Source organism: Crocosphaera chwakensis CCY0110 (assembly GCF_000169335.1).
Taxonomy (GTDB): Bacteria; Cyanobacteriota; Cyanobacteriia; order Cyanobacteriales; family Microcystaceae; genus Crocosphaera; species Crocosphaera chwakensis.
On the sequence record NZ_AAXW01000025.1, the window covers coordinates 58,035 to 70,991 of the forward strand.

Annotated in this window: 13 protein-coding genes; 10 read left to right on the plus strand and 3 right to left on the minus strand. The window is 39.6% G+C overall.

Features of this window, described 5'->3' with window-relative positions:
- Nucleotides 1–163 precede the first annotated feature (163 nt).
- Together glgA and ndhN are read right to left on the minus strand one after the other, a co-directional pair.
- Nucleotides 164–1,639 (minus strand): glycogen synthase GlgA, encoded by a 1,476-nt coding sequence (gene glgA / locus CY0110_RS15910; RefSeq protein ID WP_008276507.1) that lies wholly within the window; start codon nt 1,637–1,639, stop codon nt 164–166.
- Between the two features lie 297 nt (nt 1,640–1,936).
- Nucleotides 1,937–2,413 carry an NAD(P)H-quinone oxidoreductase subunit N gene (gene ndhN, locus CY0110_RS15915; protein ID WP_008276508.1) on the minus strand — a complete coding sequence of 159 codons (477 nt, stop codon included), beginning with the start codon at nt 2,411–2,413 and terminating at the stop codon, nt 1,937–1,939.
- Nucleotides 2,414–2,626: 213 nt separating this feature from the next.
- Between ndhN and CY0110_RS28660 the strand changes: the two genes are divergently transcribed.
- The 10 genes from CY0110_RS28660 (at nt 2,627) to CY0110_RS15960 (ending at nt 12,610) form a co-directional block, all read left to right on the plus strand.
- Nucleotides 2,627–2,743, plus strand: a complete 117-nt coding sequence (locus CY0110_RS28660; protein ID WP_008276509.1) for a photosystem II reaction center protein I — start codon at nt 2,627–2,629, stop codon at nt 2,741–2,743.
- Nucleotides 2,744–2,938: 195 nt separating this feature from the next.
- A complete protein-coding gene (locus CY0110_RS15920) occupies nt 2,939–5,401 on the plus strand; it encodes a DUF3769 domain-containing protein (protein ID WP_008276510.1) in 2,463 nt (820 codons plus the stop codon).
- Between the two features lie 78 nt (nt 5,402–5,479).
- Complete coding sequence (rpsP, locus tag CY0110_RS15925; protein WP_008276511.1) at nt 5,480–5,728, plus strand: 30S ribosomal protein S16; 249 nt, start codon at nt 5,480–5,482, stop codon at nt 5,726–5,728.
- On the plus strand, nt 5,721–6,140 hold the full coding sequence (locus CY0110_RS15930; RefSeq protein WP_008276512.1) for a KH domain-containing protein: 420 nt from the start codon (nt 5,721–5,723) through the stop codon (nt 6,138–6,140). The genes rpsP and CY0110_RS15930 overlap by 8 nt, the downstream gene beginning before the upstream one ends.
- The gene (locus CY0110_RS15935) at nt 6,137–7,387 is read left to right on the plus strand and encodes a glycosyltransferase family protein (RefSeq protein WP_008276513.1); all 1,251 of its coding nucleotides are present in this window, start codon (nt 6,137–6,139) and stop codon (nt 7,385–7,387) included. The genes CY0110_RS15930 and CY0110_RS15935 overlap by 4 nt, the downstream gene beginning before the upstream one ends.
- Before the next feature lie 222 nt (nt 7,388–7,609).
- Nucleotides 7,610–8,509 (plus strand): hypothetical protein, encoded by a 900-nt coding sequence (locus CY0110_RS15940; RefSeq protein ID WP_008276514.1) that lies wholly within the window; start codon nt 7,610–7,612, stop codon nt 8,507–8,509.
- 26 nt (nt 8,510–8,535) lie between these two features.
- Nucleotides 8,536–9,753: an FIST signal transduction protein gene (locus CY0110_RS15945; RefSeq protein WP_008276515.1), complete on the plus strand. Its 1,218-nt coding sequence runs from the start codon at nt 8,536–8,538 to the stop codon at nt 9,751–9,753.
- 12 nt (nt 9,754–9,765) lie between these two features.
- The gene (locus CY0110_RS15950; RefSeq protein ID WP_008276516.1) at nt 9,766–11,481 is read left to right on the plus strand and encodes a GAF domain-containing protein; all 1,716 of its coding nucleotides are present in this window, start codon (nt 9,766–9,768) and stop codon (nt 11,479–11,481) included.
- A gap of 190 nt (nt 11,482–11,671) precedes the next feature.
- Nucleotides 11,672–12,004 carry a DUF2605 domain-containing protein gene (locus tag CY0110_RS15955; protein WP_008276517.1) on the plus strand — a complete coding sequence of 111 codons (333 nt, stop codon included), beginning with the start codon at nt 11,672–11,674 and terminating at the stop codon, nt 12,002–12,004.
- Between the two features lie 288 nt (nt 12,005–12,292).
- Nucleotides 12,293–12,610, plus strand: a complete 318-nt coding sequence (locus tag CY0110_RS15960; protein WP_008276518.1) for a DUF2973 domain-containing protein — start codon at nt 12,293–12,295, stop codon at nt 12,608–12,610.
- A gap of 54 nt (nt 12,611–12,664) precedes the next feature.
- Here CY0110_RS15960 and CY0110_RS29615 read toward each other — a convergent pair whose 3' ends face one another.
- Entirely contained in the window at nt 12,665–12,835 is a 171-nt protein-coding gene (locus tag CY0110_RS29615; protein WP_008276519.1) for a hypothetical protein, read from the minus strand.
- Nucleotides 12,836–12,957: the final 122 nt, after the last annotated feature.

Below are 12,957 nucleotides of genomic sequence, written 5' to 3' on the forward strand. Positions count from 1 at the left end.
AATGCTTCTGATGACTAAATTATCAGTTTTTTTTTAGGACTATGAGTAAATCAAGCATTTTTTAAGATATAGATTATCAAAAACTAAATGAACCCTATCAAGGGATAATCCCCGTACCTTTTTTAAGGCCGGGGATTATCAAAATAAAAGATAAACTCAAAACTTATTCTGCTTTAATTTTTTCATACACTTCTACATAGCTTTTTACAGAATTCCGCCAAGAATAGTCACAACGCATCCCTTGAACTGCTAACTTGTTAAATCCTTTGCGATCGGTGTACCATAACTCCAACGCACGGTGCATAGCCGATTCTAAAGCAGTAACATCTGTTTGGTAGAAAACGAAGCCGTTACGCTCTTCTGGTGGATGATTTTCATCATAGTCGTAATCAAACACCGTGTTAACTAAGCCTCCAACCCCCCGTACAATGGGAACCGTCCCGTATTTTAGCGAGATCATCTGGGTTAACCCACAGGGTTCATAGTTACTAGGAACTACCATCATATCAGCGCCTGCATAAATCAGGTGGGATAATTCTTCATCGAAACTCAGTTCTAAATGAACATCAGGATGATCATTCAAGCGATGTTTGATCTGCCAAAACAGATTCTTGATGGCATCAGAAGTTGCTGAACCCAATAAAACAAACTGTGCGCTCCGTCTGAGAGCGTACTCTAGAGCATGATGAACTAAACCTACCCCTTTTTGATCATCGAGACGACCCACATAAGCAATGATTGGTCTATCTTTCTCTTCTAACCATAACCGTTCTCGTAACCCTTTTTTGTTATAGGCTTTTAATTCAAAATCATCTGGGCCGAACGGCATAGGAATGTACTCATCTACTTCGGGATTCCAGATTTTATAGTCTAAACCGTTAAGAATACCTCTAAATTTATCTTCATGAACGTAAAGGGTATGACCTAGTCCATAACCTTCACTACCAAAACGGGCTTCCCAAGCATGATGAGGGGATACAGTATTGACGGCATTAGAATAAACAATGCCACTTTTCATAAAGTTAATATGATTAGGAATAGAGGTATCTTTAAGACGATCAGGACTCAGATAATAACCGTGATTATCTAACTGAATTGCTCCTAGAATATTAACACCGCCCCCTCCTTGATGTTTAAAATTGTGGATAGTATAACAAACCCTTTGACGATCCATTCCTCGATATTTATATTGCTCAAATAACATCACAGGAAGTAGTCCCGTTTGCCAATCATGACAATGGATAATTTCAGGACGCTTACTACTCACGCACATATATTCTAAAGCTGCTCGACTAAAGAAAGCAAAGCGGAGATTATCATCATTATTTCCGTAATAGTTCCCTCGATTAAAGAAATTCTCATTAGAATGAGGTTCAATAAAGAAGCAGTTGCGTCCATGAACTTTGCCACCGAATACCGTACAGTGGATCGAACCACCCCCCCAAGGTACCCATAAATCATTATATTCTTCGTGCAATCCCCAGATATGGTCGTAACGCATACAATCATATTTGGGAAGAATAATATCTACAATATGACCCTGGTTTTCGAGTTCGCGACTTAGCCCGAAAACAACATCACCTAAACCCCCTGCCTTAACGACGGGGGCGCATTCTGAGGCTACTTGGACAATATACATAGTGGCTTCTTACTTTGATCCCTCTCAAGTTATATCGGCTATTGTATCAATTCTTAATATGCTACAAGCAATGTGTCAACTCCTTGATTAGAGAAGCAACAAGCGATAGTGAGAACACTACTAGCGTGATTAAGAGATTATAGTCATCATCATACCTGAGTTTGTTCTCAGAAACTGCTTAGTTTTTAGGGATAAGACTGTTTGATTCTTGATATTAGGAAACACCAGAATAGGCAACAGTAGAATATACCGACTTTAATCCTACCGTTTTTGCCTCTTTCTGGTTAAATCACCGACTTAAGCAACTTCAATCAGCTTTTCTAATGCTTCCCAACGAAAATAACGTTCTCCACCCAGTTCAACCACTACTTTAATGCGGGGTTCTTGCTGAGGTAAAGTCACTAAATACTCTAATTCAGCTTTAGAAAGGATATAACCCTCTAAAATCCATAACACTAAACCTTTTGATTGGCGGGATAAACTTTCGAGTTGATAAGCAGCAATGGGAGGTACAAAATAAATAGGCCCAACTGCTGCATTTTGACCAATATTCTTTTTTCCTAGATGGGGAGGCCGTACCCCATGAACTCCCATTAAATAGGCACTCACATCCCCTAATCCTCTAGCAGTTAGAGAAAGACTTTCATAACCGTTGGTACGCAAACGCCTTTGATAACGTCCTTCAAACCCTCCTTCTAGAGGCGCATAAACCCCTAATGCGCCCGACTTTTCTAATGCGCGAACAAATCCTTTACCAGTAGTAAGCAGTGCCATGTGATTAATACAACAATTTAGGTCTACAAATGCTTTTTTAGAATTATAGGAGAAAGATTGCTGTTAAAGAGAATCTCCAGTGTTAAATTAATAATCAAATCAATATATTGATGATCAATCCACCAAGACAAAACCGCCATTCATAGGTTAAAGTCAGATAGGAACCATTAACATTTGCTAGGGATCAACGCCCCATAAGGAGAACTAAATACTATGCTAACCTTGAAAATCGCTGTTTACATCGTTGTTGCTTTCTTTATTTCCTTGTTCGTTTTCGGTTTTCTTTCGAGTGACCCTACTCGTAACCCTGGACGCAAGGACTTTGAATAAGACTGAATTGAGTTATCGAAAAGCTTGGGTCTAAACCTCCCCAAGCATTCACTCTGCCATAGCTGAGTTGGGTATTACGTTAAACTTAGGTGAGTAAAACGATAGGGGCGAGATATGGCTCGTCCCCGTCTCATCTCATTTGATCACGCTGCAGGTAGCCACTAAAACCTTTGAGCTTGATATTATCAATTTAAGATGCCCCCATTCGTTCCACCACCTAATCCCCCTGCCGAAATTCAAGCAGTGGTTTCTCAAAATTCGAGAAACCAGCTTACTTATTTAGGTAAATTTACAGAAAAATCACTAGAAATTAGCAAAGATAAGCCTTTATTAGCGCAATTATCCTCTGATACACAAGCAAATCCCTCAGTCGTCCCCCTATTTCCCGAAACTCAGACAACGGTTCCAGAAATCGTTGAATTTTATTTATCGCCACCAGAAGAACTCCCTACCCAACAATTTACGCCTTCGTTGCCATCGACGGGACAAAGTGCTGATTTGCTCGGAGGACCGATTACGACAGAAAGGTCTACTTCTCAAGGGTCTTCTCCTGTTATCTCTAGGGATAGGGCGATTATGTCTGAGATTAAAGCGTTAAACGGCTCAACTCCTCAAGCCAGTCGTTTACTACTCAAACCTAGATACACTCAAGGTCAACCCTCAGAATTATTGATAGCCCCATCTCCTTCTTTAGCTCAAGGAGAAATAGATAATGGGGACTCAACCCCTCAAGATACCTTAAACGTAGTGGAATTAGTGTCTGATCGCCAAGAGTATGACTCAGAAAGAGAAGTGGTTTATGCAGAAGGTAAAGTGATTATGCGCTTTGCCAATGGAGTTTTATTGGCTGATCGCCTCTGGATCAACCTTCCGGATCAATTTGCTGTGGCCGAAGGAAATGTTGTCCTTGATCGTGGAGAACAAACTCTACGGGGAGAACGATTTGAATATTATTTTGTTCAAGATAGTGGCGTTGTTTTTGAAGCTAATGGAGAAATCTATCAACCTACTACCGGCCAAGACTTCTCTCCTACCTTACCCACTTCCGTCGATAACAATTTAATCCCCAATCAAACCTTAAACGAACGACTCGCCCAACAACAACCGCTACAACGGATCACCAGTGCCCAAGGCATTAGCTACTCTTTTGGCTTGTCCTTTGGAGAAGAAAATGCTCAGAACATCGGGGCAAACACCGGCCAAGGTAGTGGCGGACAAATTAACCGTATCCGCTTTGAAGCCGATCGCATCGAATTTGATGCTGAGGGATGGGAAGCAAGCGATGCCCGTTTAACCAATGATCCCTTTTCTCCCCCTGAAGTTGAAGTACGGGCAGAAACAGCCACTTATCGAAACATTGCGCCCTTGGTTGATGAACTCAAACTGACCAACTCGCGGGTGGTACTCGATCAGGCCAACTCTTTTCCCACTCAAGATCGTCTAATCTTTGATCGACGCGATCGCCAACCAGGAGTAATCGGTTTCGGTTATGATGATCGCGATCGCGGAGGCTTCTTTGTAGAACGAGGGTTTAATATTATTGATATCAATACTTTCAGTTGGCAAATAACCCCCCAATATTATCTACAAAAAGGAATTGACCCGGAAGGACTCACTGTTGATGATCCCAATACGGATTTATTTGAAGAAGATCAAGATGAAATTGATGCAATTAGTCCCCCAACTTTTGGCTTTGTCAATGAATTAAATGCGAACCTAAGCCCACAAACCACCTTCTTTTCTCGTACCTCCCTAACCAGTTTAGAATTTAGTGATATTGAAGACCGTGTCCGCACAAAAACCTTTCTACAATACCGTTTTGGTGAGCCTGTAGCTCCTTACGATCTACGATTAGAATACAATTATCGTGAACGTCTGTTTAATGGGTCTTTAGGGTTTCAAACCGTTCGTAGTAGCGTCGGGTTACTTTTGGTTTCTCCTCAAATTCCTATAGATGATACCGGCATACAATTTAGTTATCAAGGATCACTTCAAACTGTTAATGCTTTTACTGATCGTCCGAGTCTCCTCGGACCAGAGTCCGATGACTTCCGAGTTAGCTTGACTCGATTTCAAGGGGCTGCCTCATTAAACAAACCTTTCTTACTCTGGTATGGAGAAGCTTTACCCCCTACCCCAAACGAAGGATTAAAATATACATCAACCCCTGTGTTGCCCTATTTAGTCTTATCCACTGGAGTAACTGGGGTGACCAGTCTTTATGGCAATGGAGACTCTCAACCTTCCATTTCAGGAACCATTGGTTTATCAGGACAACTCGGTAATTTTTCTCGACCGTTTCTGGACTATACCGGGTTTAATATTAGTTTTAGTCAGGCATTACGGGGCGATCCTTCTCCTTTTTTGTTCGACCGTTATGCTGACCTTAAAACTTTAAACTGGGGCATCACTCAGCAACTATACGGGCCTGTTCGGGTTGGGGTTCAAAGTGCCTATAATATCGATACAGACGAAGAAATTAATACAGATTTATTCGTTGAATATAGTAGACGAACCTACAGCATTCTCTTGCGTTATAATACAGTTCTAAAAGTAGGATCTCTTTCCTTACGCATTAGCGACTTTAATTGGGGAGGAAATCCCGGTCCATTTGATGGAACAGGCATTCGTCCAGTAATTCAGGGAGTTCCCCGTTAAGAAAATTATTCATGATATAATAAGAAGTTCCAATCAGAAAAAATCTTACTTAATTCAACTAGGAGTCAAACAATCAAGATGATTAAATTACGATTAAAAAAATATGGCAAAAAGCGAGAAGTGAGTTATAGAATTGTGGCCATTAATAGTGCCAGTCGTCGAAATGGCCGTCCCTTAGAAGAGTTAGGATTTTATAATCCCAGAACCGATGAAACGAGATTGAACGTTCCCGCCATTGTCACTCGTCTTAAACAAGGAGCTCAACCCACAGAAACCGTTCGGAGTATTCTCAGAAAAGCGCAAGTATTTGAACAAGTTAATGGTTAAGATTGATACATCTAATTTATCCTATTCAGTTCCTCCCAATTACCTAAAACTCATTGCCTTTTTGATTGAACCTTTACTAGACTCTCCAGACTCTCTTAAGGTTGACTGTGAAGAAATTAATAGCACGAAACGAGTTTGGATTAGACTAGCGGTTGATGAAGAGGATAAAGGAAGAATATATGGACGAGGAGGGCGAAATATTCAAGCAATACAAACAGTATTAGCGATCGCAGCCAAACAAATCGGTCAAACCCTTTACCTCGAAATTTATGAAGAACCAGGGGAAAAAACCCGTTCAACGAGTTATTCTCGACGTTCTGAACCCAATCGAAAATTTATTCGTCGTCGTTCCCGTTCCCAGGTTCAAAGCAAACCGAAACTTTCGATTAAGTCCCGTTGGCAAGAACCATGAAACCCATTGACATCCTTATCTTGTCCAATGGACCAGGGGAAATTACTACTTGGGTTCGGCCAGTGGTCAAGGCGTTAAGGAAACAATTAGGGGACGATACTGCTCAAACGAGAATTTCAGTGATGTTGTCCCCTTGTCCCCATAGTACAGGGGAAGAAGCAGCAATTGCTCGTCGCTATCCGGAAGTTGATCGAGTTCAGTCAAGTGAACACTTTTTTGCCTTTCTTTTATGGGGAAAAACTGCTGATCATTGGGACTGGAGAGAAAAGGGAGTGGTGTTATTTTTAGGGGGAGATCAATTTTATCCTCTGATGATTGGAAAACGGCTAGGATACCGCACTGTCATTTATGCGGAATGGGAAGCTAGATGGTATCGTTGGCTAGATTATTTCGCCGTGATGAACGAAAGAGTCATTGAGGCTATTCCTGAGTTTTATCGGGATAAACTAAGCATTGTTGGGGACTTGATGGCAGATTTCTCTCCAAAATCCTTAAATTTTGTAGAAATGTCCGCTAACCCAGTAATCGGGATTTTGCCAGGGTCAAAGGCAGGAAAACTAACCCAAGGGGTTCCATTATGTTTAGCGATCGCTGAACACATTTATCAGCAAAAACCCCAAACTCGTTTTATCTTACCCATTGCGCCTACCATAGACAGGGACACCCTAGTTAGCTTTGCTGATCCTCAGTTTAATCCTTTCGTCATGAAAATGGGGGGTGTTAGTGGTCAATTGGTAGTCGAAAATAAAGAAGAAGAAGACCAATATTATCTACAAACGAAAACAGGGCTAAAAATTCAACTTATTAGCCAATTTCCGGCTCATGAACATCTTCGGCAATGTTGTTTAGCTTTAACAACTGTGGGAGCTAACACGGCAGAATTAGGAGCGTTAGGCATTCCGATGGTTGTCCTATTACCCACCCAACAACTCGATGCTATGCGAACCTGGGATGGTATTCCAGGGATTTTAGCAAATTTGCCTTTAATGGGTAGCCAACTGGCAAAATTGATCAATGCTAGGGTTGTTAAAATGGGACGTTTATTTGCTTGGCCAAATATCTGGGCTAAAGAAGAGATTGTGCCAGAATTAAAGGGAGAATTACAAGCTGAAACAGTGGGAAACTTGGTATTAGATTGGCTAGAAAATCCCTTAAAATTAAATCAAATTCATCAGCGCTTACTAAAAGTTAGAGGCCAGCAGGGGGCAGCCCAAAAAATTGCTAATATTGTTCAAAAACAGCTATAAAGCAGTAAAGAGTTATCAATTTGGCCAGGCTATCAAGACAAACATTATATAAAGCTTATAGAAAAGGTGAAGAAAGCGAAATTTTCGGGTAGAATCAAGATAGAGCTATGGTTACTCTATTAATATTGTCATTGACTACAATTAACTTAATTTTCTTATTTCCTAACTAAAAATTATCAATATAGCAATTAGTAACACAATTGTGACTAGAGTTATTTTGTCATGCTAAAGACCTTATCTTTTAAATTAATAAAAACGGGTTTAGGGGTTATCGTATCCTTGACCAGTATTCATATCCTCACCCACACCAGTCAAGCAGCCATCTTGCGTTTATCTCCAGATAGTTCATCGGATAATCTGACTTTAGAAGAGATAACACCCCAGAATTTTATTGAATCTGATCTTTTCAGTCAATTAATTCCTACAAAAGAAGGAATAACCACTGTTAATAATTCTTTCTCTTCACAAACAATTACAGAAGCCGTTTCACAACCTTCAAATATTTCTTTAGAGTCTGTCGTTTCTTCTTTAAGTCAAATTGATTTAGAGGCAGAAAGAGACGGTAAAACCCAAGAGGTTCCTATCTTACCCCAAGTTGACCCGGCTGATATTTATAAAGAAATTTATGATTTTGGCACAACTGTCGCCGAGGATCTCAGTGATCCGATTAGTGCTGGTGTATTACCTGCTTTAGAAGGAATTCCCGCCCCAAGAGGTGGAGTCGGGATCAGAGAAAGGGGAGGGCAAGTGGCAGGGATTCCCAGTCCGACACTCAATCAGTCTTCTTTGCCCCGTTTTGGGGGGCCAGTGGCGATTATTGGTAATCCCTCTGCTAATTTTACCAACCCTTTACGTCAAGTTGCCTTACCCTCAGCAAGCAGAGTTCAGGCGAACAATTGGGGGGATGATAAAGTGAATGTGTTCTTTGCCTCCTTACCGCAAGAAGAAGTTGTCGATATCGATATATTTATGAGAACAGTGTATCGGACTAATATGTCTGATATGATTAAACAAATTGACGAAAGCTTAGATACGACTATCGATACTGAGTTCCACTCTATGCCGGCAGAAATTTTTCCTAGTAATCCTATGCCATCTGGAGAATATAATAGAAGTCTTTAATTATCCTATTATTTACTCAAAAACGAATGTTTTGGACGAATGCCCTCTCAACCCGACCTTCTCTAGAAGGTGCTGTGACAGAAGTAACCCAAACCATTGGAAACACTTTGTCAAGTCCTGCTGATGTGGGTATTTTTTTTATATCTTCTGCTTACGCTAGTGATTATCCTCGGTTAATTCCATTAATCTTAGAAAAGTTATCCTTACCCATTTTGATCGGCTGCGGTGGTGCAGGAATTACAGGTAGAAACGAGAATAAAGAAATATGTGAAATAGAAAATAATCCGGCATTTAGTTTGATGGTAGGTTGTTTGCCCGATGTTCAGATTAACCCTTTTATTCTTAGTCCTGAAAGTTTACCCGATCTAGATAGTTCTCCTGAAACTTGGCAAAGATTAATGGGGGTTTCACCTCAAGAAAAACCCCACTTTATCCTCTTGTCTGATCCCTTTTCAACTCAAATTAACGACTTATTAGCCGGTTTAGATTTTGCGTATCCTGAAGCGGTGAAAGTGGGAGGATTAAGCAGTAGTAGTTTAATGGGGGTTCCGGGAACTGTATTCTATCATCAAAATGGTGATCCCCAATCCGGATTTTATCATCAGGGAACGGTGGGAGTTGGGTTAAGCGGTAACATTGCCATTGATAGCATTGTCGCCCAAGGATGTCGCCCCATTGGTCAAGCTTATCAAGTCGTTAAAGGGGAACGGAATGTTATTTTAGAATTGTCCCAAAATGGGGAAACGCGATCGCCATTGGATTGGTTACGAGAGTTGATGGAGAATTTAGAAGAATCTGATCGTCAACTGGCTCAACATTCCCTTTTTGTTGGAGTGGTTAGAGATGAATTTAAACAAGAATTACAACCAGGAGATTTTTTAATCCGTAATATACTAGGAGTTGATCCCAGGTTAGGAGCCATTGCCATTGGCGATCGCGTTAGGCCAGGTCAACGGTTACAATTTCATCTTAGGGATGCTCAAACCTCTGCCGATGATTTAGAAACGCTCTTAAAACAGTATAATCAATCGACTCCTATTCAAGGAGCATTCATTTTTTCTTGTTTGGGAAGAGGACAAACTTTATATCAAATGCCCAATTTTGACTCTCAGTTATTTACTAATTATTTTCCTGGGGTGTCCTTAGGGGGATTTTTTTGTAATGGAGAAATTGGCCCAGTGGGACAAGAAACATTTTTACATGGTTATACTTCTGTCTTTGCTTTAGTACGACAGTTAAAGTAAATTATTTGATTAATGAAACCGCTTGATTCTAGTTCTTTGGGAGTCGTTTTACAAAAGATTATTGATCAATTGGGACAGCTTTTAAAAGTTGATTGGTGTATTTTACGTCCCTTTGATACTGATTGTTTAATCAACAGAAGTATTTTTTATAATAAAAATAAAGAGCAAAATGTTAAAAATAGAATTTTATTAGAACAAACAATTATACCAATTGAGAACATAGAGATAATTACATCAGTTTATAGTTTTTTGAATTTAGGAGACAGTAATAGTAAAGAAGATAAAAGAAGAAAAATGGCTTATGAATCAACAAAAGTTGGAGCCTCTTTACTAATTCCGTTAACTTTAGAAAATAAATTTATTGCAGTAATGGGATTACACCGTTATTGTTCTTTTTACCATTGGCAAGACCAAGAAATTGCGATTACAAAAATGGTAGCAGAACAAATAGCTTTAGCGATTTCTCAAGCTCAAGCTTATCAAAAAGTAAGGGCTTTAGCTCAGCGAGAAACATTAATTAATCGCATTACTAACGCCATTCGTTCTAGTCTAGATCCTCAACTAATTTTTACCGCAATTACTCAGGAATTAGGCAAGGGGTTAAAAGTAGATGGTTGCGCTCTTTCCTTGTGGACAAAAACAGATCAATTTGTTCAATGTGTAGGACTATATGATCATCATCAAGGCAGTATTAATCCTCTTCCTCAATCAGTGGTTCCTATTGCTTCTAATCCTGTTTTACAACAACTCATAAACAGTAGAAAACCGGTTGTTTTAGAAGATATGGATCATCATCCTAAAATGACACAATATGATTTACCGTTACGAGAATCGGCACAAGCTCTCTTAATTGTGCCATTAATGGTGGATGGTGAAATTATTGGCAGTATTTCCCTACGGCAAACCGCTCACCCTCGTCGGTGGTTATCAACAGAAATCGAATTAGCTAAAACGGTAGCATCTCAAGCAGCGATCGCTGTTCAACAATCCCGACTTTATGAGACAACTAAACAACAAGCTGAGCAATTACAAAAAAGTGAACAGGAAGTTAAACAACTGAATCGATATCTCACAGAATCGGTCTTAAAACGGTTTTTACCAGCCTCTATGGTAAATAAAGTGGCTACGGGAGAGTTAAGCCTTGATTTAACCCCAGAACCGCGTCTAATAACCATTTTGTTTACGGATTTAGTTGGTTATACACCTTTAGCCAGTCATTTGGGAACCCAAGGGGTGGCTACTTTGCTCAATGAGTATCTAGAAGCAATGACGGCGGTTGTATTTCATTATGGGGGAACGGTGGATAAGTTTATTGGAGATGCAGTGGTAGCCTTGTTTGGTGCGCCAGAAGATTTAACCCGACAAGAACAGGTTTATCAAGCGATCGCTGTGGCTAGAGAAATGCACGCCCAATTGGATAAATTAAATCAAAAATGGCAATCTCAGGGGTTAATTGAGCAAGCGGTACAGTTTCGCTGCGGTATTCATCAGGGAATGGCAGTAGTTGGTATGTTTGGAGGGGGCCAGCGTTCTGATTATACGGCGATTGGCCCGGCCGTTAATATTGCAGCCCGTCTACAAGAAGTGGCAGACCATAGCATGATTTTGGTCTCTTCAACCGTAGCAGCATTTTTAACATCTACCGAAATTACAGCAATTCAACCTCTAGAATTAAAGGGAGTTGAAGAAGATATTAAGATGTTCTCGGTAAAAATAATTAGGGTGTAGGGTGTGGGGTATCGGGTTTGGGATATTAATCAGAGTTTGAGCTTTTTTAACTTTTTGTAACCTAAAGGTGTTTTGTCGGTTATTTTAATAGTACAAGAGTATTGTTTTACAACTATTTAAAGGAATGAATTACAAAGAAATGTAAAAGACGTTAAGATTAGAGTATAGATAACAAGCAAATTTTAAGATGATGTCTCATAGTAATCCCACTGAGCAAGAATTGCTCAAAACTATTCTTGAACCTTTATTAGAGGATTTTCAATACTGGTTTTCTCGCGCTCGTCATTTATTAGAAAGTGAACGAATTACGTTTTTATCCGTTGAAGAACAAACGGATCTTTTAGAACGGGTAAAAAAGAACCAACAGGAAGTGCAGACGGCTAAAATCTTATTTGAAGCGACAGGAAAACAAGCAGGGATCGATACTAGAGCATTAGTACCTTGGCATAAATTAGTGGCAGAATGTTGGCAAGTGTCGATGAAATGGCGATCGCATAAACAAGAAAATCCTCCCACCGCTTAATAAAATAGGGGTTGTTAATTGATGCAACAATCCCTATTTTCCTTATACACTTCTTGGTAAGCTAGTGAAGGACAATCTTAAGAAAAGCTTATGCTGGTTTAAAAAGTTTTGTCCTAAAATCTAGAAAAACTAGCACCTGATTAAGATCGCAGGGTCAAAAACCTTGTTAGTTCATCCTTGCTCTAAGCAAGGGTTTAAAACAGAATGTTTTTCAATGGTAGTGTCAATCTCTGCGATAAAAACCAATTCTGATTTCTAATTTCTGACTTCGTTAACGGAGAACTTCAAATGTTACATTTAATTTACATCGTTGCTTTTACTATTATTGCTTTTCTTGCGGTTAGTAATTTGATTCGGAGTTTAATTACGGTAAGTATGGACTCTCAACGTCGTTATCCTAACCGGGGTAATTCACCCTCTAATAAAGCTAAAAAATCTTACAATTATCAGAAAACGGTTCATCCTGAATTACTTGATGAACGGGGTAAACCCATTAATGAACCTTTGTTAGTCATGCGATCGGTTAGTGTAGAAGATGCTAGACAACAACTAGATGCTATCTATAATGCTTCTCCTAATCCTAACAAGGAAACCGAAGACGAATAGAACAAATTGTTATAGGAAATTTTATTATTTTAAGGGTGAAACAATCTCCTAAGATTACTGAGAAGTAAATTGATTAGGAGATTCTTTATAAGTTTCTAGAAACTTCTTTAATCTTTCATTGGCGTTAGGGGTATGAATGGGTAAAGGAACGGCTTCTAATCCTGTGGCATCATAACTGACTAATAACCAATCTCCTTTTTTAAATTTGACGGTTTGACGGAACATTTCTTCACTAATTCCGAAAGCTTCTCTTATTCTATCTTGGTCAGATTTTCTAGGTAATTTAGAGACAAATAAGTATGAGTTGAGCTAAAATACTGGTGTCTAAATAGTGATTCTTTGGGTTG

Coding starts and splice junctions, on each gene's coding strand:
- ndhN (WP_008276508.1), bottom strand. CDS start 2,413: ATGGCACTGCTTACTACTGGTAAAGGATTTGTTCGCGCATTAGAAAAG.
- rpsP (WP_008276511.1), top strand. CDS start 5,480: ATGATTAAATTACGATTAAAAAAATATGGCAAAAAGCGAGAAGTGAGT.
- CY0110_RS28660 (WP_008276509.1), top strand. CDS start 2,627: ATGCTAACCTTGAAAATCGCTGTTTACATCGTTGTTGCTTTCTTTATT.
- CY0110_RS15940 (WP_008276514.1), top strand. CDS start 7,610: ATGCTAAAGACCTTATCTTTTAAATTAATAAAAACGGGTTTAGGGGTT.
- CY0110_RS29615 (WP_008276519.1), bottom strand. CDS start 12,835: ATGTTCCGTCAAACCGTCAAATTTAAAAAAGGAGATTGGTTATTAGTC.
- CY0110_RS15960 (WP_008276518.1), top strand. CDS start 12,293: ATGTTACATTTAATTTACATCGTTGCTTTTACTATTATTGCTTTTCTT.
- glgA (WP_008276507.1), bottom strand. CDS start 1,639: ATGTATATTGTCCAAGTAGCCTCAGAATGCGCCCCCGTCGTTAAGGCA.
- CY0110_RS15930 (WP_008276512.1), top strand. CDS start 5,721: ATGGTTAAGATTGATACATCTAATTTATCCTATTCAGTTCCTCCCAAT.
- CY0110_RS15935 (WP_008276513.1), top strand. CDS start 6,137: ATGAAACCCATTGACATCCTTATCTTGTCCAATGGACCAGGGGAAATT.
- CY0110_RS15950 (WP_008276516.1), top strand. CDS start 9,766: ATGAAACCGCTTGATTCTAGTTCTTTGGGAGTCGTTTTACAAAAGATT.
- CY0110_RS15945 (WP_008276515.1), top strand. CDS start 8,536: ATGTTTTGGACGAATGCCCTCTCAACCCGACCTTCTCTAGAAGGTGCT.
- CY0110_RS15920 (WP_008276510.1), top strand. CDS start 2,939: ATGCCCCCATTCGTTCCACCACCTAATCCCCCTGCCGAAATTCAAGCA.
- CY0110_RS15955 (WP_008276517.1), top strand. CDS start 11,672: ATGTCTCATAGTAATCCCACTGAGCAAGAATTGCTCAAAACTATTCTT.